The following is a 23,902-nucleotide window of genomic DNA, read 5'->3' on the forward strand; positions in this document are numbered from 1 at the left end:
TCGCCTCGGCTTAAAAACCGGGGCGTACATCATTATGAACTTGTTAGAACAACTCAAAAAAGTAACCACAGTCGTTGCCGACAGTGGTGATGTGGAATCAATCAAAGCCCTGCAACCAGTTGATGCCACAACGAACCCATCATTAATCCTACAAGCAGCAAAATTACCTCAGTATAAACATTTAATAGATGATGCAATAGATAAAGCTGGCAATGATGTTGATGCAATTTGCGATCAACTTATTGTTAATTTTGGCTGCGAAATATTAAAGGTGATCCCTGGTCGTATATCAAGTGAAGTAGATGCACGTTTATCATTTGATACACAAGCGAGTATTGCAAAAGGTCGTAAACTGATTTCGCTTTACGAGCAAGCTGGTATTTCAAAAGACCGTGTACTTATTAAACTTGCTTCAACATGGGAAGGTATTAAAGCCGCTGAGCAATTAGAAAAAGAAGGTATTAAGTGTAACTTAACACTGCTTTTTTCGATGGCTCAAGCAATTGCTTGTGCACAAGCTAATGTTACCCTTATTTCCCCGTTTGTTGGTCGTATTCTAGATTGGTACAAAGCACGAGAGAACAAAGATTACGCCCCAAGCGAAGACCCAGGTGTGCAATCAGTCACAGGAATTTATCAGTACTACAAAAAGTACGACTATAAAACCGTAGTGATGGGTGCAAGCTTTAGAAACATCGAAGAAATTATTGAACTTGCAGGCTGTGATTTACTGACAATCTCGCCTGCATTGCTTAATAGCTTGCAAAATGAAGAAGGTACGCTTGAAACTAAGCTCGACAGTGCAAAGATTTCCAAAGCGTCACAAAGCGAAATAACTCCGCTGACTCACGAGCAATTTTTATGGCAGCACAACGAAGATGCCATGGCCTGTGAAAAACTCGGTGAGGGTATTCGCAACTTTGCTAAAGATCAGCGTATTTTAGCTAAATTAGTTGAAGACTTACTAGACTAGTTCCCCTCAAGCCTGCTCTGCCACTTTACATGCAGGCTTTTTTAATGACATTTGAGGTAATATATGACCCAGCTTTCTTCTCGTGCCCCCTTTGCAAATGCCATACGCGCACTGAGCATGGATGCAGTACAGCAAGCCAACTCTGGTCACCCGGGTGCTCCTATGGGGATGGCCGATATCGCCGAAGTACTATGGAACGACTTTTTAAATCACAATCCAAAAGATCCAAATTGGCCAAACAGAGACCGCTTTGTACTCAGCAACGGTCACGGTTCAATGCTCATTTATTCTTTATTGCATTTAAGCGGGTACGAGTTACCACTTGATGAACTAAAGCAATTTAGACAAATGCATTCAAAAACCCCTGGGCACCCAGAGTACGGTTATACACCAGGCGTTGAAACAACCACTGGCCCGCTTGGCGCAGGTATATCAAATGCTGTAGGCATGGCGATTGCCGAAAAAGCCCTCGCAGCCCAATTTAACCAAGATGGTTTTGATCTGGTTGATCATTATACATACTGTTTCATGGGTGATGGCTGTTTAATGGAAGGTATCTCCCATGAAGCATGTTCTCTTGCAGGCACATTAGGCCTTGGAAAACTAATTGCCTTTTGGGATGACAACGGTATTTCTATCGACGGTCACGTAGAAGGCTGGTTTACTGACGACACCGCTAAGCGCTTTGATGCTTATGGCTGGCATGTAATTACAGATATTGACGGTCACGACCCTGTACAAATAGCTGACGCCATTGCACAAGCTAAACAAGTAACCGATAAGCCCACCTTGCTGTGTTGTAAAACCGTGATTGGTTTTGGCTCGCCAAATAAATCAGGCTCTCACGATTGCCACGGTTCACCACTGGGTAATGATGAAATAGCTGCAGCACGTAAATTTTTAAATCTACCGAGTGAGGCATTTAGTATCAGCAATGATATATACGCCCATTGGGATGCAAAAAAAAGCGGTGATGAAAAACAACAACAATGGCAACAATTGTTTGACGAATACGCTAGCCATTATCCTGAACTTGCCAAAGAGTTCGAGCGTCGCGTTATTAAACGTGCCCTGCCTGACAACTTTGAAGATATCGCAAATAACTATATTGCACAATGTGATAAAGACGCAGCAAACATTGCCAGCCGAAAAGCCTCGCAAAACACTATTGAAGCGTTTGCTCCACATTTACCTGAGTTACTGGGTGGCTCGGCCGACTTAGCTGGTTCTAACTTAACGCTTTGGTCAGGCTCAAAAGGAATAAGCGCAGAGGATGCCGGCGGTAATTACCTGTTTTATGGTGTGCGTGAGTTTGGTATGAGCGGTATTATGAATGGTATATCACTGCACAGTGGTTTTATTAATTACGGTGCAACATTTTTAATGTTTATGGAATATGCCCGTAACGCTGTAAGAATGTCGGCACTGATGGGGATCCAAAATATATTTGTATATACCCATGACTCTATAGGCCAAGGTGAAGACGGCCCAACTCATCAACCTATTGAGCAACTTGCTAACCTACGTATGACACCAAACTTAGTAACATGGCGCCCATGTGATACGGTAGAAACCGCTGTGTCGTGGAAAAATGCCATACAAAATCAGCAGCAACCTACAGCGCTTATTTTTAGTCGCCAAGGGCTAAACCACCAGCAACGTAACGCTCAGCAAATAAGTGACATAGAAAAAGGCGGTTATATTCTAGCTGATTGTTCTGCAACACCAGAGCTAATTTTAATAGCTACCGGCTCTGAGGTAGATTTAGCAATGCAAGCGTCAAAAGAGCTTGTAGCACAGGGTGTAGCCGTGCGTGTGGTATCGATGCCAAGCACCACAATTTTTGATCAGCAATCGAGTGATTATCAACAAGCTATACTTCCTACCTCAGTGGTAAACCGTATCGCAATTGAAACATCACACCAAGATTACTGGCTAAAATATGTTGGCTTACAAGGCAAAGTGATTGGTATGAGCACCTTCGGTGAGTCAGCCCCTGGTAATGTATTACTAGAGCACTTTGGCTTTACCGCCGACAATGTAGTAAATACAGCGTTGGCATTAATAAACGCCAACGCATAATCGACCCAGCTTTATCCAATTAATGCGCTAAGCTTCCCAAAGCCCGGCGCATTTTTAATTACCTACTTCTGACTTCAAGCGTTTAACTGGTCCATTATCACCAATTAAATAGACTCTTCGATTAGCTTCTCCCTTCTGCTTTTCGGCAACAATCATTCTTGCATCAGGGTGTCCATCTTGGATTATTGACGTTAATGCCCAGTTTGCTCCTTTACGGCGAATTAGTTCATCACCTTTATCGAAGGTTTTACCTGCATCATTGCTGTTCCAGTATGAAATAACGCCATCATCTCCATCTTTAAATTCAAGAATAAAGCTAACTTCATCAGGTGATTTAACCATGAAATCACCGCGTGTATCTTGATTACTCGCAACCGCTGCTACATTTACGGCATCGTTCACAATCCAATTAGATCCATCCCAGCGAATATGCGTCGTTTGCTTCGGACCACCTGTTTTATAACCTAAATCTTTTCCGACATTAGTAGCTAAATGTGGATGGCCTTTGGCGTCTAAATGTACAGAGCCATTAAACGTCCATTTTTCCCCGGTGTTGAAGGCCAAAGTCTTCTGATCGGCCACCTCACGTGTAATAGGGAGATTTAATTGTTCATCTTGAACATTACGCCATGTGTCATCTTTAGTATTAAACGTCATATAATAAGCATTATGCCGCTCTGTAGTGTGACCTCGGCCGTTAATACCGGCTTTACCATCCCAACAAATATGATAATCATAGCCAACAATGATTTCGTCATTTTCACCTTTTTCAACCCAAGCATACCAGCTATCTACTGCATCAAGGTCATCGCGTCGTTTGTGCTTTAAGAATGAAACAGGTTTTTCAAATGTACGTCCGTGATCTGTTGATTTTTGATAAACCCAATCGCTTCGGTGTGCACCATGTCTATAAAATAAATAAATATCGCCATTATCCATTTTGACCGCTTGGTTATACGTGCCAAATACAGGTATTGTGTCTAGCTCTTCCCAACTACTAATGTCATACGGATTTTTTGAAACGACATGTATATTTCGCCCATAATGTATATTACCCAAGGGGTTTTTCCCATGGTGCGGCATACCACCGTGACCACCGAAGAAAACATGAATGTAACCTAGGTCGTCCATTAACATTGTTGGTTTACCGTGGTTATCTATCTTTCTCGATGGGTCTTTACCCATGTCGCTTATCCCTGCTTTATAAGGGCCTTTCCACTCTTGTGTTTTATGGTTGTAAGAAGCAACATATGGATCTTCTAGTGGTCCTTGATAAGAAACATAGGTGATACCATCTCGATAAATCCCAGCTGGGTGTTGAACGATCGCTAAAGGATTTCCAATCGCATCATCAGCAAAGTGATCGCTTTGCTCTACTTTTTTTAAGTTATTATTACTACACCCAGATAGGAATAGAGTTACAGCTGCTGCTAACACACTTACTTTTTTCATTCGATCACCAATAACCTGTTGATTATAAAGTTTTAGTTATATTAAGGTGCATTTTAATGCCCGTTCACATGAGTAATATTGATTGAATTTGACAGTTAATGCAACTTAATAAGTCGGAAATACTACAATCTACTATTTGTGATATATCAGAAAGAAACCCTAAAAATATATTTTTATTAAAAACATGTAGAAACAAATAGTACGAATACTTTTTGTGTACTATATTAATTTCAGCGCTGCGTATATTGCGCTACCTGAAATAATCAGATTTCCTCTTGTTGGTCACTTTCTTTGTCTTTAGGCGTTTTTAGCACAGGCTCCAATGCAGCATGTTGTTAATCCAAGTGCTAAGAGAGGTATAAAATAGCTACTTTCCTTAGTTATTTTGATATTTATAAGGAATGTAGCGGTATATTCGCTCAAGTCATTAATGTTAAGGTGCACCACTTATTTCACCTCAATGATATAACTGCCGGCATCGACAGTAATGGTTTTGCTTTTTTTATCTTGCCCAACCAAGTCTTCGTCATTCAATATTTCACCATTCACTAGAACCTTCTGGCCAAAAAGTGTAGCTGTGTTTTCTTTTTGGTTTAAGAGCGACTTTTTAGCTAGACTTGTGTGTTCTATTAATGGGATCTGAATACGAGCTGTCGTATTGGCAGGAATGATTACTTCTAGGATTAACCCCGAATCTGTTTTTTGCCATTTCGACTTTATCTCACCATAAGGTGATTTATATTCGCCTTCAGCAGAGGTTAAATGTGTTGAAATAAGGGGGGCAATACTAATAGTTTTATACCCAGCACTTAACGGGCTAATACCAGCAACTCTGTCATATAACCACTGACCAATTGCGCCATAGGCATAGTGATTGAGCGATCCTGCTTTTTTAGCATAACCTTTATCGTGGGTGTAACCATCCCAACGTTCCCAGACCGTTGTCGCACCTTGTGTCACCGAGAATAACCACGACGGGTAACTTTGTTTAAACACTAAATCAAACGCAATATCGGCGCGGTCAATTTTATCTAATACCGGCGCAATCAACGGAGTTCCTAAAAAGCCGGTGCGTAAATGGCCGTTAGCAGCTTCAAACGTTGCTAATAAATGCGGCACTGCTTTTTGGGTCATTTCAGCGTCGAGTAAATCAAAACCAATCGCGAGTAGGTAAGCCGTTTGTGCTTGTTCACCTACTTGTAACCGGCCATTGTCAGCAAAAAAGTGTTGCTGAAATTTGGCTTTTATTTCGGCTAATAATTTGCTGTATTTTTTAGCATCGTCGATTTTGCTTAATACTTTGGCGCTGTTTAAAGTGAGCTCAACCGAACGTGCATAAAATGCGGTAGAAATGAGGCTGTTATCGGTTTCACCACGGCGAGAATCTTCACGTTTTGAATAAGGTTGTAACCAATCACCCACCGTCCACATTTCACTGATGCCATCTTTTAGTTGGGTTTGGTGATATTGGATCCAACGGGTCATCATTTGGTAGTTTTCCGCGAGAATTTTTTTGTCGCCGGTACGCCAGTAAACATCCCATGGAATGGTCACTGCCGCGTCAGACCAACCTGCTTGGGCAATTTCACCTACTTCATTAGGTACAACAACCGGAATACTGTTATCGTCAAATTGCTCTTCCCGAATCGATTGTAACCAAGCCGACCAAAACGCATGACTATCAGCAATAAAAAGTGAGGTATTGGCAAACGCTAAAGCATCGCCAGTCCAACCTAAACGCTCTGCTCGTTGTGGGCAATCGGTGGGAATATCTAAGAAGTTACCTTTTAGACCCCATTCGATATTAGATTGGAATTGGTTTAATTCTGGGTGTGAAGTGTTGAATTTACCGTTAATATCAAAATCTGTATACTGCACTACGCCCGTTACCCATGAACGCTCTGGCTCAACAGTTGAATCAAAACCGCTGAGTTCAACATATCTAAAACCATGAAAGGTGAATTGCGGTTGCCACTCAATCACTCCATCGGTTTTGGCGGTATAAAAATCTAGCTGTTTGGCACTGCCTAAGTTTTTGGTAAATAATGAACCGTCTGGATTGACCCCTTCGCCAAAACGTAAATTCAGGGTTTGGCCTTTTTTCATCGGAACTCTAATTTTAGGCACACCCACCATGTTCTGCCCTAAATCAAATACGGTTTTACCACCGACTTGTTTTATCGCAAGGGCAGGTAATAGCTGTTTATTTTTCGAAGTATAGTGGCGTTTAGGTTGCAATAGCACTTGTGGCTCTAATGCGCTGATGGTGACATTTGACCAGTTCGATGCGTTATAACCGGCTTGGTGCCACGACACGTTTTGGTCGAATAATTCATAGTGCGCATCATAACGTTCACCATCGTATAAACCCGAGGTACGAATAGGGCCATTTTGTGTCGCTTGCCAGCTATTATCGGTTGCTACTATTTGCTTACTCCCGTCGTTGTATTCAATTTCAAGTTGGGCTAAAACTTTGGGGGAGAGGTTTAATTTTTTATGCCAATGACGTTTAGGGCCAAAACGGCCGGCATACCAGCCTTCAGCTAGCTGAATACCAAATGCATTTTTGCCATCTTGTAACTGTGCTGTGACATCGTAGGTGAGGGTTTCAATGCGCTTCTTATACGGGGTGTAACCCGGCGTTAAAATATCGTCGCCAATCCGCTGACCATTGATAAAAGCTTCAAATACTCCTTTTGCAGTAATGTATAACCGTGCTTTTTTGATATTCGTATTGTTAGCACTTGTGCTTGAGTTAGCCGTTTTTAACTCAAACTCAGTACGTAAATGTTGTGGAATATGAATCGGCGTACCGTAATTACTTAGTTTAACAGGGGCTGTTTGTTTGATTTCGATCCATTTGGCCGACCAGTCTTTATTAGATAATAAACCTAATTCAAAGTGTGCAACATCACTCCAGCTTGATACTTCTCCTTGTTCATCCCAATAACGCACTTGCCAGTATACTTGCTGCCTTGAACCTAATGTTTTGCCTTGGTAATCAACAAAGGTACTTTGCGCACTCGTCACCACGCCACTATCCCAAAGGTCAGCCTGACTGGGTAATAAATCTGGCTGACTGGCTGCGACAATTTGGTACTTCGTTTGACCGAGTAGATTGTCATTATTGTTATGAATAGTTGTCGGTAATTGCCAAGAAAATCGTGGGTTTTGTTCGTAATAACCAATTGGGTTAATAAAACCTTCACCGACTTTTAGGGCTATAGGGACTTGTCCTTCAAACTCGGTATTATTGGTAATGGTGCAAGCCGATAACAGAAATATCAAGGACATGGAAATGCTGCATTTGGTATTGATATAGCTGTTAGTTAATTTTTTTAAAATGGACTGGAACATAGGCTCTCTATTATTAATACTCGTTATTTTATGATTTTTTATGGCACAAAACATGGCTTAAAACCTAAGTGCGCGGATAGGTCTAATCGATACTGGCCCAAGCAAACCTGACGGTTGTAATGGCGTTTGGGCTGACAATTTAGTGGTAAAGGTTACGTCGGTATTAAAGTTTTTAACCACTTGATTGTCGGGGAACTGTTCAGGATATTTTAAATCTCCGACCATACGGTTTAACCAAGTGGTTGCTACTTCTACGGTTAATGTATTGTCGCCAAGTTGCGCAGCGTCGGTGATATCAACCGTTAACGGTCGGCTCCATAACTCACCTAAATCTTTACCGTTAAGCGTTACGCGCGCAATCACACCAACTTCGCCTAAATCGAGCTGTAAGGTTTGATCATCAAGTAACATGTTTTCATCAAGACTAAAGGTGGTTTGATAACTTATTTTTCCTGAATAATGTTGTAGGGCTTTGCTTTCTAAAGTGGTTAACGACGAGAGCTGGTTTAAGGTGAGTGTGTTTGGCACATCGCGATTTTGTTCGAACGTTAACTGCCAAGGTTTGTTAAGTATTAGTGGCGTTGGGATATCATCAACCTTTAATGTGCGTTTAACATTGTCTGTTGTTGTGACTTGGTAAACGCCATTTTCGCTAACGTCAATCGTTGTCGTGCCATCTTGGTTAAACATCGATGGTAAAAACATGTTTTTTTCTTCTTTGTTAATACTTTTGATGCTGACTTTATGGCTGGTTTGTTTTGCCGCGGGTGATTTTTCAAAAACAAAAAAGCTCGACTCTAACCCTTGTAAAGTCACCGGTGTTTGGATGCGGGTGTTGTTATCGGTTAATTCAAACCGGGCAATATCAACAATGTCACCAGTCACTGCATTCCAACGTTGTGGCTGCATGTGTGATGACGACGCGGCACTGCCAGTTGCATGGTTAATTCTAAAACTTGGATTGATATCAAGGCTTTGCTCTGATTGGTTGGCGATAAAATAAATATCATGAGTATCGCTGCTGCGATGACTCCAAATAACATTTTCTGGCAAGCCCGTTAAGTCTGCTGGCGTGTTGGTGGTAGATAAGACACTGCTTAGATCTGCGCTGTTGCTTGCATTGATATTTGCAGTGTAAAAAACCTGTCCTTGGCCGTAACTGGCTTGGGTAACAGTTTCACCATCAATGTTTTGCCACAATGAATTTGCAATCTGTTGGACGGTTTGATCGGCAATCGGAAAGTTTTCTAAACTTGGAGAATGTATTGGCTTAGGTCCATAAATCGTACCGCCTTGTTTAACCAGTTGCTGAATTTTAGTTAACACCGCTGGGCGCATGGCTGTTAAATTAGGTAACACCAATAATTTAAAATGCATGCCATCTGGCAAATGAAAATAACCACTTTTAACGGTTAACCGCTCTAAAATCACCTCAGCGTTTATGAAGTCGTAGGAATAGCCCTCAGGCACTGCGGGGTTAATTTCGCCAGTCATTTTCGGCGCATCTTCGCCAATAAAATACATAATGTCAGCAACATATTTCCCTTGTTGCATCATGTAGTTCGCGCGTTTTATATAATCAAGCCAACTGCCCATAAAATCAAACCACGTATTATTACGATTAAACTCAGAGCCAAACCAAGCATTTACCCCCGGAAAACGGTCATCATACGCTTGATGTATATAAACATGTAACAAGGTGTGATTTATCCCCTCTACAAACGACCAATCACCACGCTTTTTGAAATTCCATGGGTGATTTTTAAAACTGGTATCACGCCCCGAGGTAAAAGACTCTGACATCACGGTTTTTTGGCCGTAAATATGGGCAGCAGAGGAAGCGGCTTTGAGTTCTATTGCGCCTAAATTGCCACTGGCCCAAAATTCACCACTGACGATGTCAGCTTGGCCACCGTATTGTAAAAACTCAGCGGGAAAACCCCAATGACCATAGTTTTCTAACCACAGTTTTAACCCGTGCTGGTGGGCTCTTTCTCTAAGACCTGCGGTATATTCGTAGGCAACACCATCGGCAACTAGCCGGCGGACATCCCATAAAAACCGCTCACTTTGTGCAACACTGTTAACAGCGCGGCCACTATAAACTGGTAAAAAGGGAACAGGGTCGTAACCGTAACGTTGCTCAAATTTTTCAGCAAAACCGTCACTCCAGTTTTGTGCGCCTTTTTCGTAACTATCAACGACAGCATATTTTAACGCGGTGCGATCAGCTGCTGGCATGCTTTCAATAAATTTACCGATGTACGCATCAAAATGAAACTGAGCAATTTCTTTACTGAGTTTATCTATTTCTGGGCCTCGAGCGGGTCCACTTGATGGGCCGTTTTCGGTGCCAGTAGTGCGCATAAAATAACGCACAATTGTCCAATCGCCCGCAGGTACTTGCCAAGTTAGGTGTCCATCTTCGACATGTTTGGTGATATCTATTACTTCATCAGCGGCAACTAATAACGCCGGATCACTAACATCAGTAGACATTGGCCATTGGTAAGTATCAAATTTAGGCATCGGGTTGGGGAAAACTTTGGCTAGTTTTTTCTCGGCATAACGTTCAAGTTTGTAAGCCTTTGATAATACGATATCTTTAAAACCAACTGGGTCGGTTGGGTTATCGCTACGCCAACGATGAAATCCATTAAACGTTAAACGAAAATGTTTGGCATCAACCGCTGGAAAAGTGACGGCAATCGGCGCGTCATGATCTGGACCAATAGCTGCCATATCACGTGGACGTTGCATTTCGAAGGTTTTAATTTCTTCAAATACACCAGCCTTATTTTTAGCAGACAGGGTAACGGTTGTTTTTAAGGTTTTGTAAGGATAAATCTCTAAGCTACGGGCTTGAAATACTGTTGGATGCACTAAATCAATTTGCAGCTGACCTTCGCTTCGAGAGCCTTTACGTTGATGGTTAAGTACTTCTTGTGGCAAGTTATAAATAGTGCTGCGGTCGCCGTCAAACAGTGCGTCTACCGCTTGGTTTTTTAGCAAAGTATTTGTGTTCGGATTACTAATACTAATTTCGCTATTGCTTGCTGTTAGTTTGTCTTGTTCATAAATTGGTGTTTTAAACGCGACAATACGAACATCTTGATAAAAGTCGGCACTGTTACTTTTTAGGCCTTTGGCTTCTGGTGCATTTAACGCCATGTGAAGTTGTTTTGGGCCAACTACTTGATGTTCACTTGAGTCTAAATAACGCATTGATTTATCAAGTGTCACCCAAGGTCCGCCCGACTGACTCCAACCGGGTGAGTTAAATAATCCAATGTCTATGTTGTATTCAGCTGCTTTTTTAATGGCAAAACGCACATGATCCCACCACGGCTCCGTTAAGGCTTTGACTTCGCCTTGTTCGTCTTTAAGATGAATAATACCGATTAGCGCAGTATTAATACCGGCTTTTTGCATCGCCGCTAAGTCTTTTTCAATCCCCGTTTTCGAAATGTGATCACTAACCCAATACCAATAAACCCAAGGTTTTACTTGCTCAGGCGGCGTCTTAAAATTGGCTTTTAATACTTCTGTAGGCGCTTGATAAAATTGTTCGGAAGATAAGCTTAATGCTTGTATTGCTTGTTCTTCAAACTGCTCAGCGCCAGAATCAACTGTTGAAATTTCTTCAACGTCTGTGCAAGCAGACAATATTAAAAAGCTAAAAGCGCAAATGGAAAAACGACCATACTTTGAAAAAGCTCGCTTTGATTGTTTCGTATATCTAAGCGTTAAAGTTTCGTTAATCTGTTTCATCATCTTGAATGGATCTCTATAATTGATCATGCCGATGTTTATATCCCATCTACACTGTTATTATTAATTTGCTGAATACTCACAGGACCAATGAGTCCTGAAAGATCAAGTTGTGTTTCATATTCTTTTGGTGGATTGGTCGTCCAAGTTTTCTTATGTGATGTTTTTCGTTTGGCATCGTATATCAGTTGATTTCGCCAGGTATTTGTGACCAACACCTTGAGTTGATTTTCTCCATCAATTACATGTTTTGTAATATCAAAGGTATAAGGGGGGGCCCAGCGAGTCCCGACCCGTTGGTTGTTTAACCACACTTCGGCAATATCGGCCACTTGACCGAGATCTAATTGCATCAACTTTGATTTATGTTGCAGGGTAAATGAAGTGTTATAGGCGATTGTGCCTGAGTAATGTTGAATAGCAGGCTCTGCGTGGTCATTTAACGGAATTAAATTTGTTAACGTTAGCTGTGATGGCGTTTCCCAGCCGGCTTCAAATTCTAATACCCAAGGCTTATTTAAGGGCTTGGTTTCTGTCTGAATAAATTGCTCATCGATACCGCCGTTATGTGAGAGCCATTGATACATACCTGTTTGTTTTGGCAGTAACTGACCATTTATAAAAGATAGCGGCGATGTGTAAGTATCGTGAATTTTAAACCAATTCTGTTGGCTACTTAATAAGGAACTTTTACTTTGTTTAAGCGCAATATACCCTTGTTCTAGCGATTTTTTCACCGTGGCTGCATCTGCACGTTTTTTGTTAATCACAATAAACAGACTACCATGAGGATCGAGACTAATAGCAACATTCATGTGGGAATCATCTTGCTGCCAAATTGACGCAATATGTGTATTGCCTGTATCTAGATTCCAAATTTCTGGTGCTGTACCGGTTGTTCTTAATCGGATGGAAGCATCAATAGGTTTATCGAGCTGATTCGTTATGTAATAAACGTCAGTGTCGCCAATACTGCGATGTATCCAGCGTAAATCAAGTTTTTTGGCAAACGAAACATCCGGCTGAATTGCTTCAGCGTTCAATACTTGTGGTAATGTATGCCCCCAATAAACTTTACCTTTACCCACTTTTCTCATGCCGGTACTGGTATCGCCCCATAACTGGTTTGCTATTTGGGTGAGCTTGCTTAAATCTTGGGCATCATCCATCAAACTCGGCGATGTTTGTGGTTTGTTACCTAAAATTACCGCGCCTTGTTCTACTAAAGCTTTAAGTTTTTGCGCGGTGGATAACAACATGCGCTGAGAGTCACGCAGCATAATGATTTTATACTTACCTGCATCTTCAACATACAATTGGCCGTTAGCGATGTGTACTTTTTCTTGCAATAGTTCCTCATTTAAATAATCGAACTTATAACCTTGTGGAAATGGATGGGTATCAAACGGATGACGGTCTAAATCATCACCTAAATACCAAAGTACGTCGGCTACAAATTCACCTTGTTGCAATAAATATTGGCTGCGCGCTAAAGACTTGATCCATGTAGGTGTATGACGCCACCATGTTTGCGTGCGTAAAAAGGGGAAGCCAATATTGCCACCAAAGCTAGATCCGGGCACGACATCAAGTTGTGGGGTATGAGAAAAAGTATGAAAGACTAAATGGTTAACACCTTTGGTAAAATTTTCATTGATCAGGTATTTGATATCTTTAGGGGACTCATTCCATTTCACCCCTAATTGCGTTGCGGCTTCAGCAGCTAAAAACGGTTTGTTATATAAATGATAAGCCGATGCCGCGGCGTAGATAGGTTTGGCTTCTTTTTGATTTTGCGGAGCTTTCGGGTACCAGAATTCGGTCATTGGGAAATCACTTACGCCGTAATAGCGTAAGGGATCTCCAGGTAATGTTTCGCCGGTTGCCCCCTCGGTGTAAACTTTAGATCCCATATCGTGAGCCACGGTTCTAAAATGGTCAAAGAAATTATCGACATACAAATCAGCCATGGTTTGACGAAGATCCCTTAAAAACTTATTTGTGTCATCGACTGAACTGACGATATAGCCTAATGTGGCAGGTAAATATGGCATCATGTCGTAACCACGACGCTGTTTAAATGCTTGGGGTAAATCATCTTTGTGCATGGTCCATGTAGGCACGCCGCTTTCCCAGCTGTCGATTAACATGCCATGTAGTTTATGACCATCTAGTGGGCCACCATCGCGCATTAAATTCCCCATCATGCCATGGCGTAAATGGTTTTCTATTGCAATTTTATCGAGCTTGCTGGTTTCCCAACCGGTTGCTTCTGGCTCGGCAGGACGGTTGGTTTTTAACATATTCACGTGACCAAAGCGGATCACTGTCCAGTCACCTTTGGGGACTTGCCAGTTTAGTTGACCTTGGTTATTAACATATGAGGTTAAATCAATAATGTCATTGGGGTTTATCGTATCTTCAGCAGTAACAAATTGCTTGATGTCGCTTTGTAAACCGCGCGAGCTTTTTGAGGCTTTAGCTTCATGGTTATGTAAACGCACGTGACCATTTAAACGGACATAAGACAAAAATAAGGGATCATCAGTAAAGGTTAATTTAAAGGTTTTGGCTTTTGTTTCAGGTAAATTAAACGTCACGGGGTAATCATTATCGTACCAATGACTTGTAGGAACTTTGAGTGAAGCAAGGGTTTGCCACTGCTCATTATCTTGTTGAGCTTCAACTAAAATGCCGATATTTACCTTGGGCAAAAGGCGATTAGTCAAAACAGTACGAATAGGGGGTAATTCTAAACTTCGTAAGGTGGTTTTTTCTGCAAATGTGACGGCCACCCACGTCGGTTTTTCATCAACATATTGAATGTTCTTCTGTTGATAGGTTCTATAAGGCTCCTGTGAATGAATTTTTTTAGGGTCATACATCACCTGTTTTGCTTCTTCAAATACGGTATCCCATGGCACCATCGAATTATTAGTTTGATAACTCATGGGTGAAATTTGGGGAATTGGCTTAACCGAACTTTCATTTTTAGGCGTTTTAAAGGCGATGGTTTTAATATCTTGGTAGTTACGGTCAAAAGTTAAATACTCAGCTTTAAGATCTAACGATTTTTGAACAAGTTGCCCGCCTTTTAATTGAAATACATGCTCAATTAACTCTCGCTGTGACTCTTCAGCGGGAACCCAAGGACCACCAGCCATCGACCAACCGGGGCAGTTTTGGAGAGTTAAATTTAATCCTAAACGCTCTGTTTCATCTGCGATATGACTAATCATCTCTTCCCATTTTGGGGTTAAAATTGGCACTTGTTCGACATTCGGGTATGGCTGAGATCGGGTATTAAATAACTGTATACCTTGTAATCCAGCTTTTTTAATTGCGGCTAAATCTGCGGTTAAACCTAGTTTACTAATATTTTTGCCATTGAGGTGAAACCAAGTTTCAGGGTAATAATGTTTCTCGGGATTCTTAAAATTTGTTTTTAATGTGCTAAAAGGTAAAGGGACATTTTGAGTTTGAGCTAGCGGTTGGCTTTGTTTAATCGCGGCTGATTGAAAAGAAAATAAAATTAATAAATTGGTAAACAGCCAAATTAATGTCTTCCGCTTAGTCATTTGGAGTCCTAAATGTTTTAATGTATATAAGACTTAGTCACCAATATGAGAAATTGATACCCTTTTTTTAAATTTTTAGTAAAAATAAATAAAGTCTCGCCAAGGTTTTGAGCAAAAACCTTGGCGGAAGTGGGATTATATAATTTACCTTATTTCTTTATTATGAACCAAGCCAAGCATACCCAAAGTAAGATCTAATGATATGAAGTACATCATTGTGTTTAATTCTAACGAGGTGCAACATCCTTATAGTTTGCATTCTCTTCATCCGTCATACGAATTTCGTCAAGGTATAAAAAGTGATCGTGATTCATGACACTTAAATCACCGTTAAAGTACATACCCCACGATGGGTAAATGCCTTTATCATCGTTATAGCCAAACTGAACGTTTTGCTCATTGAGCACTTTCTTGCCATCAACCCATAGTTCGACTACACCGGTTTTAGCATCTGAATAATCTACTTTGGTATGAACAACAAAATCGACCCATCGGTCAAGATATTGGCTTTTAGCGCCTGGAATTCGATAATTTTTGGTGCCTTTCCCCTTTCTAGTAGTACTCTTTTCATCAGGATCCCATTTATAACCACCATATAGACCATTTTTATCGAGTGAAATATAGAAAGGCGGATTTCGCGAGTGCTCTTTTAAGCGTTTATCTGCACTACCGTGGATTTGAAAAAACAGCCAGTGATTATCTTCGTTTTTAGTACCTTCACCGGGGAAATAGAAACTAAAACCATACCAAGCATGAGCCCCCATCACTTTTTTGGTTTTATAACCATGGAACATTGCTTTGCGGTCAACATTATCTATTTTGTCTTCTTTGCCATTGTAGGCCGCAGGATTCTCATGATGCCAAACCAATTTAGCGGCATATTTTCCTCCGCGTACTATTTTTCTCTCTAAGACAAAGGAATGTTCACCTTGGTGTTGATTAAACATAAAGTTTTTTGGTAAGGATTCGATCAAACCCGGCGTAAAGCCGCGAGCGCCAGGAGCATTCCAGCCGCCATTTTCGAAGGATTCGTAAATGAGCTTTCCGTCTAATACTACAGGCGGCATTTTTTGGCTTACTGATGTTGTGCTCTCCTCGCTAACAACCGTTGCCGTTTTAGCCAGTTGAATATCATTAGCACAGCCAGTAGCCAATATTGTTATGCTTACAGCATATAAGGCTATTTTTTTCATATTGTTATTGTCCAACGTTAATTATTATTCAATTTATTTAAAATAGCTTGTCAGCTTAATCAAGAGCGACAGCAATCCATTCTTTAAGTATTACCGCACCAATTAAGTCGGATACTTCACCACTCATCCAATGCCATCACGCGTGAGTTCTAAACTCTGTATCACGATTTTTAAAAAGCAGCTTGCATTTGAGCAATCGTTGTTTGAGCAGCTACTTTTTCTTTTATAGGCGCTGCTCTCTGCTGACATTCTGATCTGCGGATAAACCTCGGTTACTAATATTTTGCCATTATCCAGAAACCAAGTTTCAGGGTAGTTATGTTTCTCGGGATTCTTAAAATTTGTTTGTAATGTGCACAAAGGCGCATTTTAAGTTTGGGCTAGCAGTCTAATTTGTTTAATCGTATTGGTGTTTGTGAAACGATGCTTGAATATTGTGATTAAAGTTGATTTATTTATCACGTTATTATCATTAAACATATTGTACTCCTAGCTTACTCTTCAATGCTTTGTATATCGAAGTCACATTCCTAAAAATCAGATTATGACTCCGATATACATGTGTTTGCTCAAACGATGGCTATTGACCTGCTTGAATGGTCCAATCGCCTGGAGCCAGTTCAAACTTCAAGTATTTATCGTCTTCTCCCATATAACGAATACCTGGATATTGATCTGTATTGTCGGTTGACCATAACAAACCTGCTTTGAATACCTGCTTGTCATTGATACTTAGCGTGTTGACCTTGAAGTAGGCCTTTGGAATACCGACAGTTGCTGTACTGCCTTTAGGTGACGTTAGCGTCATATTGATACTGTTATTATCACGGCTTATTTCAAATTCAATATCACCTTGCACGCTCGGCACTAATTGTTTGATGTGTTTCATGTGCGCCATATTTGGCATGATTTCGTAAGTTTCCCATGCAACAGACGTTGGTGCGATACCGGCAATATATTGACTTAATACGGTTGCTGGCGCATTCCATGCGTGGTTTTCGGTGCCGCCACCTGTCATATATTCGGTTAAGGTTGAGCGCTCTTTGTTATCCACTTGTTTGCCATAACGTTGTTTCATTCGTGCTAGCGCATCGTCATAACGGCCGGCAATAGCCATGGCGTTATAAATCATCCATTCAAAATGCGGACTGGCATATTGATTAGGGATCAATACGTTATCGACAATTTGTTGGTACTGAGCTGGTTCGGCTAAGCTAAATATAATGGCGACGGCGTTAGCGCGATCATCTTTGAGTTTGTTCGGTTTACTACTATAGAAACCATCTTGCCAAAAGTGCTGTTGGAAGGCTTGTTTAAGCTCTGTAATTCGTTGATCGTAAAACGCCATATGAGTATTATCGTTTAAGACTTTTGCCATTTTACGAGCAGATACTAAAGCGCTGTAATACAGGGCGTTTTGGATTACATCGTAATCAATAGTGTCTTGCGGGCCCCAATCAGTCCATTTCCAAGCGCCATCCCTAAAAACGATTAAACCATTCTCTTGTTTTTCCCAGATGGATAAATATTTATGCACATAGGGGTAAGCGTAGGCGAGGGTTTCTAAATCACCAGTATTGTAATAATAATGCCAAACGCCTTGTTCAATAAACTGTAAGCTTTGTGCCGGTAGTTCACGAAAACGTCCCGGGCCTAAGCCTGCAAATACGCCCGATTCTGAATCACTAAAGGCCATAGTGACTTTAATCGCTTTTTTCAATAGATCTCGGCCGGGTTTATCCATGCTATAAAATAGATAACTAGCTTGGTCGGCGACATCGCCAATCCATAAACCGCGTTCACGGTCGGGGGTGTCCATAAAATTATCTCGGGCACAAATATACAGGGTGTTTTCTGACATTTGCCATATACGTGAATACCATGCATCGTCACTTTCAAAATGACCAACAGGCTTGCCAACACCTGTCCAACGGTACTTTAAACCGTGCACGGTTACGCCTTTGGGAATGGTGTATTCTATTATGCGACCATTTAACCAAGAATAAGATTCAAACTGTTGGCGACCTTGTTTGGTCGTGTAAAAGGTTTCAATAGTGTTTAATCGCATATTAGACTTAATGTGAATGCTTAAGCCCGCAGGTGCTTCAATATCAAAATAAGGGGTAAAATTTTTATTAAAATCTAACTTACATTTGATTTTTTTACCGTCACTGACAAACGGGAATTTGGACTCTGGGAAATTAGTGCAATTGGCTAAACCAAAGTTATTTAACGGTGGTATTTCACTCGGAAATAATTCGAAAAACGGTGCACGCGGTGGTTTTTTAGCACTGCTAGCCAGCTCCCAGTTAGAGTCATCATAACCTGGTAAATACCATGCGTCGTTACCCCAATCACCCATATCATTGCGGGCATCATAATTAACACTCCATGCAGCAACACGGCGATGTTTTTCTTTCGCTACAGGTTGGTAAGCTTCATGTTTTTTAGCTTTCCATGAGGTATCAGAAATAATGAGCTTTTCATCCACTTTAGCCTGAAATATAAAACCACCAATTCTCGCAGAAATATGGGTGCCTTTGTCGCCATTTGCACCGTAATACCATGCTAAAGCGGCAATGGTATTTTTGCCTTTTTTCAAATATTTTTTGATATCTACTTGGTCGTAATATTTATTAGAAGCAATGGGAAAACTGTCAACCCTAGGGGAGGGTTTTACCGGCGAAGGACCGCCAGTATAACTGCCTTCAAACACCACCATTTCACCATTGATCCATAACCAATATTTGGTATCGGCGCTGATATAAGCGGTTATTGCTTCATTAGGCGTTATCTTATCAAAATCAGTGATGTCGACTTCTTTACGTAGCATCACCCAATCGTTTGGATTGCCAATTTTTTGTTTGGTCCAAATCCATTCTGCATCCCATTTAACGGCGGCTGATTGGAAAGAAAATAAAGTTAATAAGCTGGCTATGAACCAGAAGAATGTTTTTCGTTTAGTCATTTGGTGTCCTAATTATCATTTTACATAGCAATGGTTAGCTGTGATGTATAAATGCTTTACTGTATATAAGACTTAGTCACCAATATGAGGGATTGATACCCTTTTTTTAATTTTTAATTTTTAATAAAATCTAGCCAAGATTTTGAGTAAAGCCTTGGCAGAAGTGATTTTAACGCTATTGTTTTATTGTGATGTAAGTTGTAGTGGTAATCCCGTTAATCTATCAAGTTCAAGTGTAGATCGCATAGGTAAGGGTAATTGGGTTGTTTTAGGGAGTGGGTCAGCACTTTGCAGTAAACTAAAGTAGTTATGCCCTTTTAGGGCATTTTTGAAGTGCTGATTTATTGACATTGAAGGTAAAGCAAAATCGTAAAATGCAACTTCATCAATAATGCCTGAAAAAGCCTCCACCGCCCAACGAGACTCTGCTGGATTATTACCGATAGAAGCCTGTCCTGGACCACCACTTAGAATTTTTGACCCTGGTGGATATTGGTAACTTGCAAGTCGTTCACCATTTATATAGATGGCTTTTAAACCTGTGCTTACATTGTAACTGGCCACAACATGATGAAAATGACCTTGTTTTAGTTGCGCTAATGTCGGGCGCCCTTTGAGTCCATCCAGTGGTAGCTTTAATTCATGATAGCCTTGGCCAACAATGTAAAGACCAAAACTTAAACTTTCGTTAAATTGACCTTCCGGTCGCAGGTAGTTTTTACCTTGATCATGCTGAAAGCTGAGCAGCATGCGAAGTTCATTATCGCCCTTATCTTTTCGAAAGATAACATCTATTTCTTTAAACTTGCCTGAATACTCAGGGCGAATCAGCGCTTCAATGGTAACGCCATCTGTAACCGAAAAAGATCCTGTCGCTGGTGCTGTACCTCCACCTGAGCCAACATCTATTCTTGCATTGGCGCTATTATCAAAAATAAATGCCCCTTGTCCTACTAGTCCCTTTGTTCGCAAGGTTCCTGTCGAGGGAATGCCTGTTGCTCCGCCCGCTGAATCAATCGCGCGATCACTTTGGCTATCAAAACTCCAAAAATGTTTAGGTTGCCAACGGCTAGGAATTAATAAGGTGTTATCGCTACTTTGGATGATGGGATTGAGATGCGCTTGAGTTAAGTCGATAGTAAGCGAACCACCATTTGAGTGTAAGGTAAAATTGGGGCCATGAAGAATAATATTGTTATTTGATACTGGCTCAATGATCAATTTTCCTTGAGTTAGGAGTATTTCATTGTGATTAAAAAACTTAATATGGGTATGAGCGGTTAAGCGCAACTTGTCACCACTGGCTAGTATTAAACCGGCGTCTTGTTCAACTTGGTATTCGCCCGAAAATAGCTGCGAGTTTTCGATTCTCCCCTGACCAATAATGGAAATTTTTCCTTGTTCAATTTCTGCAATAACTGGCAAAGTGTTTTGATTAAATGATTGCCAAACTAAGAATAGTAAAAAGGTTAGTGCGGTGAGTATTATCCAGAATTTTAACAGCTTATGAGGAGTTTTTTGTGGTTGTGCATTACTTAGATCTGCCAAGGTATTTAATGGTGAAACTGTTTTTTGCTGTAACTTACTTGCATCTATATTTATGTCGTTAATGATATCTGCGTTGTCTTTTCGTCTAATCACAAACTCTTCTGTGATGGCGGTTTCAGCTTTGCGTTTGTAAGAAAATTCTAAATTACTATCAGCGCCAGAGAGTAATTGGGCGTGCATACTCATGTAATCATAAAAAAATTGTTGTGCTTCAAGATTGCCTTTAAGTAATTGTGACAATTTTTTTTGTTGTTCGGGCGTAGCTGTTTTAGTACCTATTTCGTCAGCTATTTCTCGGATAGCGGCAAACTTTTCACTTCTCTTCATTTCTCATCTCCGCTAATTTTTTGCTCAACACAATCGAATAATTTTTTTCTTAATTTGTGGATAGCCTTGCGAATAGCATAGATAGATCGGCCAGATTGATCTGCAATCTCTTGCGCCATTAAGTTATGATTATAAAAATATTGATATATCTCCTGCATTGGTGGAGAGAGTAAACTGTGACAATGTTCTAAATAACGCCATCTTGTTTCTTGAGGTACCGTATTCTCTTCTAGCACAGAAAGGTTATTACTAAATTCTTGTAATAAGTCATCTTCTAATCCCAACTGATATTTATTTTGTTTGCGTTTGTAGGCTCTAATACGATTAAAGGCAATGCAAGTTGCCCATTTTGAAAAGTCACTTCCGAGTTCAAATTTAGAGAATTCATTCCATAAGGTTAAGCTGGTTTCTTGAAAAATATCATCAGCAGCACTAGTATTCCAAACTGAAGCATATATATAGCGATAAAGTCGATTTTTATCGGCTTCAAATAACTCGTTAAACTGTTGTGCTCGGCTGGCGTCAGTAGAGCATAACGCTTTGCTAGCAGAAGGTTCAAGTTTCACTATTTTATTAAATAACAAAATACAATCCGATTTTCATCAATAACAAGAGACTTAATAATTATACAACACTATAGGTCTGTCTTTCCGGTTATCTCACGTTTGCAAGGTAGCAAATCATGACGTACCTTAGAGAGGGAAGTACAGTTATACCTTTTCACTAACCTATACTTAACACTTAATTTGGTCAAACTGTTTCATCTACTTTAGAAAAGACAAATTGCAACTGATCGCTATCGCTAGTTATATAAGAACTTACGAAAAGGGCTTCAAAATAACGTTTTATAAAACTATAAAGTTAATGACGAGGCTCAATTTAAATGTTAAACGACGAATGACTTATGAAGTGGCAACCAACCGTTAGCGCTCGGATACAATAACTGATAACTTGCTTAATCAGAACCACAATGTGGTAGCACCAAATCATATTTGGGCTGGCGACGTGACGTATCTGAAATAGGCGAAGACTAGATGTACCTTGCTGTCGAAATGAATTTATATTCAAGTTATATCGTTAGCCCAATACTTTTCCAATCTCAAGCTGTGACATTTAGCTTTTACTTTATGTTTTATTTTTATATGAAGCTCTAAAAGGTAATGTATCCTCCTATAATTCAAAAGCCGCTAATAAGTAACTTACTAGCGGCTTTTCAGGCTATTAAGTAGCGGTGTAGCTAAGGCTGAGCTATTTCATTTAAAAGTAAAACACTCGGTTCAGTAATCACACTATGAGCTTTATCTCTGTTGCCTGGCTGGCTTTGCCATGATAGGTAATATTTTTTGCCATTTGAGCTTGAATCACCCTGTCCTTCAAAAACATGGTGCTCTAGCTTTATAGTTTTATCTTTTGCAAGATGCTTATTAGCAGCTAAAGTTTGCTTTTCAATCATCGGAGGAAAGATATCTGCTTTTTCAACTTTAACTGTCTCTAAGCTATTAGCATCTACTATAAAGCGCATAACATCATCTTCACGTCTAACCGTAACACCTAATGTCTGTTCATCTATCACTTGCAGTGCATAAGGTTTAACCATAAAACGGCCTAGTGAACCGTGCCCGCCAAAGTCCCATCTAAAGCCCTTCCAACTACTAATCTTTTTGCTTTCCCAGTCATCTGAGCTGCCTTTACGAGCAATATAGATTTGTGTATCACCGTTATCATCATATTTATGATAAACAATTATTGGCTTTTTCTGCTGATCAAACCCTAACTTAACATTCCCATTGATCATGCCTCCAAACGGAGGGACAGGATCAACAACTTCTGTCATTTTTAAAGTGATGGGTAACGCTAACTTTTGCCCATTTGAATCCTGCCAATTAACGAGATCAGGACTCTTTGCATAAGATAGGCTATGGTTAGTCGCTGCATTAGGGGTATTTCTCCATACCCAAATCAGGTGAAACATTCCGTCAGGGCCTAGCGTTGGCCCTTCAAAATAGCCACTCATCTTCCCTTCACCATCTAGAAATTTATTTGCATGCAAACGCGACCAAGTTTTTGATTTAGTGTCATAGATATTATAGATTTCATTTCCGTTACCACTGCCACCATCCCGATACTTGGCAATTAGCTCATTATTCTTATTTAGCAAGAATATTGGATAGGTCATTCTTTGCTCTAATGCCTCATCAGCCATAACATCGATACGTTTCAGTGAACGAACATTCAAAGGCTCGCTAGTACGAAAATATTCAATAGGGTCAGCATGCATATTACCCATTACATGCAAATGCCCGTCAGAATCTAACTCCATCGTGACATAGTTATGGCTATCCCAACCAAGCCAACTATCAACTTTATAATAACGCCATTTTCCAGTTAAGTGGCGGTGTGCAATCGTCATTTGCCGATTTGCATCATAGTAAGCAACAAACTGTTGCTGCCCTCTAGTTAACAAATAAGGTTTAATGCGATGCCCAGACCACACACGGTCAATCGCTATTGAAGTAACTGTTTGCTCATGTTGACGTGATTGCGATGCAAAACTCACTAGAATAGATAAAAAGGCTAAGCTACAAAGAAATATATACTTAGCTTTATGATTAGTACGCCTTAAGTGCATAATAAATTCTCTCAAATTTAAATA

11 protein-coding genes are annotated in these 23,902 nt (G+C 40.4%); 2 read left to right on the forward strand and 9 right to left on the reverse strand.

Going from position 1 to position 23,902, the window contains the following annotated elements:
• Positions 1 to 31: 31 nt before the first annotated feature.
• Positions 32 to 973: a transaldolase gene (gene tal, locus CWB85_RS01615; protein WP_036981656.1), complete on the forward strand. Its 942-nt coding sequence runs from the start codon at positions 32 to 34 to the stop codon at positions 971 to 973.
• 63 nt (positions 974 to 1,036) lie between these two features.
• Complete coding sequence (tkt, locus tag CWB85_RS01620) at positions 1,037 to 3,055, forward strand: transketolase (RefSeq protein ID WP_138553905.1); 2,019 nt, start codon at positions 1,037 to 1,039, stop codon at positions 3,053 to 3,055.
• Positions 3,056 to 3,109: 54 nt separating this feature from the next.
• Here tkt and CWB85_RS01625 read toward each other — a convergent pair whose 3' ends face one another.
• From CWB85_RS01625 to CWB85_RS01665, 9 genes are all read right to left on the reverse strand, one after another.
• Positions 3,110 to 4,507 carry a BNR-4 repeat-containing protein gene (locus CWB85_RS01625; RefSeq protein WP_138553906.1) on the reverse strand — a complete coding sequence of 466 codons (1,398 nt, stop codon included), beginning with the start codon at positions 4,505 to 4,507 and terminating at the stop codon, positions 3,110 to 3,112.
• Between the two features lie 447 nt (positions 4,508 to 4,954).
• Positions 4,955 to 7,801, reverse strand: coding sequence for a family 78 glycoside hydrolase catalytic domain (locus tag CWB85_RS01630; RefSeq protein ID WP_249314754.1), 2,847 nt, complete (start codon positions 7,799 to 7,801; stop codon positions 4,955 to 4,957).
• Between the two features lie 120 nt (positions 7,802 to 7,921).
• Complete coding sequence (locus tag CWB85_RS01635; RefSeq protein WP_249314756.1) at positions 7,922 to 11,530, reverse strand: glycosyl hydrolase; 3,609 nt, start codon at positions 11,528 to 11,530, stop codon at positions 7,922 to 7,924.
• Between the two features lie 143 nt (positions 11,531 to 11,673).
• Positions 11,674 to 15,213 (reverse strand): glycosyl hydrolase, encoded by a 3,540-nt coding sequence (locus CWB85_RS01640; RefSeq protein WP_138553908.1) that lies wholly within the window; start codon positions 15,211 to 15,213, stop codon positions 11,674 to 11,676.
• A 227-nt stretch (positions 15,214 to 15,440) separates the two neighbouring features.
• Entirely contained in the window at positions 15,441 to 16,406 is a 966-nt protein-coding gene (locus tag CWB85_RS01645) for a heparin lyase I family protein (protein WP_138553909.1), read from the reverse strand.
• 580 nt (positions 16,407 to 16,986) lie between these two features.
• Positions 16,987 to 19,374 carry an alpha-L-rhamnosidase-related protein gene (locus CWB85_RS01650; RefSeq protein ID WP_138553910.1) on the reverse strand — a complete coding sequence of 796 codons (2,388 nt, stop codon included), beginning with the start codon at positions 19,372 to 19,374 and terminating at the stop codon, positions 16,987 to 16,989.
• Positions 19,375 to 19,557: 183 nt separating this feature from the next.
• Entirely contained in the window at positions 19,558 to 21,249 is a 1,692-nt protein-coding gene (locus tag CWB85_RS01655; protein WP_138553911.1) for a LamG-like jellyroll fold domain-containing protein, read from the reverse strand.
• Positions 21,246 to 21,833 (reverse strand): sigma-70 family RNA polymerase sigma factor, encoded by a 588-nt coding sequence (locus tag CWB85_RS01660; protein ID WP_016710577.1) that lies wholly within the window; start codon positions 21,831 to 21,833, stop codon positions 21,246 to 21,248. The genes CWB85_RS01655 and CWB85_RS01660 overlap by 4 nt, the downstream gene beginning before the upstream one ends.
• A 653-nt stretch (positions 21,834 to 22,486) precedes the next feature.
• Complete coding sequence (locus CWB85_RS01665; protein WP_138553912.1) at positions 22,487 to 23,878, reverse strand: BNR repeat-containing protein; 1,392 nt, start codon at positions 23,876 to 23,878, stop codon at positions 22,487 to 22,489.
• Positions 23,879 to 23,902: the final 24 nt, after the last annotated feature.

This window comes from Pseudoalteromonas sp. S1727, from assembly GCF_005886375.1.
Lineage (GTDB): Bacteria > Pseudomonadota > Gammaproteobacteria > Enterobacterales > Alteromonadaceae > Pseudoalteromonas > Pseudoalteromonas haloplanktis.

Excerpts from the sequence above, each read along its gene's own strand:
- CWB85_RS01645 (WP_138553909.1), bottom strand. The coding sequence starts at position 16,406 with ATGAAAAAAATAGCCTTATATGCTGTAAGCATAACAATATTGGCTACT.
- tkt (WP_138553905.1), top strand. The coding sequence starts at position 1,037 with ATGACCCAGCTTTCTTCTCGTGCCCCCTTTGCAAATGCCATACGCGCA.
- CWB85_RS01630 (WP_249314754.1), bottom strand. The coding sequence starts at position 7,801 with ATGTCCTTGATATTTCTGTTATCGGCTTGCACCATTACCAATAATACC.
- CWB85_RS01665 (WP_138553912.1), bottom strand. The coding sequence starts at position 23,878 with ATGCACTTAAGGCGTACTAATCATAAAGCTAAGTATATATTTCTTTGT.
- CWB85_RS01640 (WP_138553908.1), bottom strand. The coding sequence starts at position 15,213 with ATGACTAAGCGGAAGACATTAATTTGGCTGTTTACCAATTTATTAATT.
- CWB85_RS01655 (WP_138553911.1), bottom strand. The coding sequence starts at position 21,249 with ATGAAGAGAAGTGAAAAGTTTGCCGCTATCCGAGAAATAGCTGACGAA.
- CWB85_RS01650 (WP_138553910.1), bottom strand. The coding sequence starts at position 19,374 with ATGACTAAACGAAAAACATTCTTCTGGTTCATAGCCAGCTTATTAACT.
- CWB85_RS01625 (WP_138553906.1), bottom strand. The coding sequence starts at position 4,507 with ATGAAAAAAGTAAGTGTGTTAGCAGCAGCTGTAACTCTATTCCTATCT.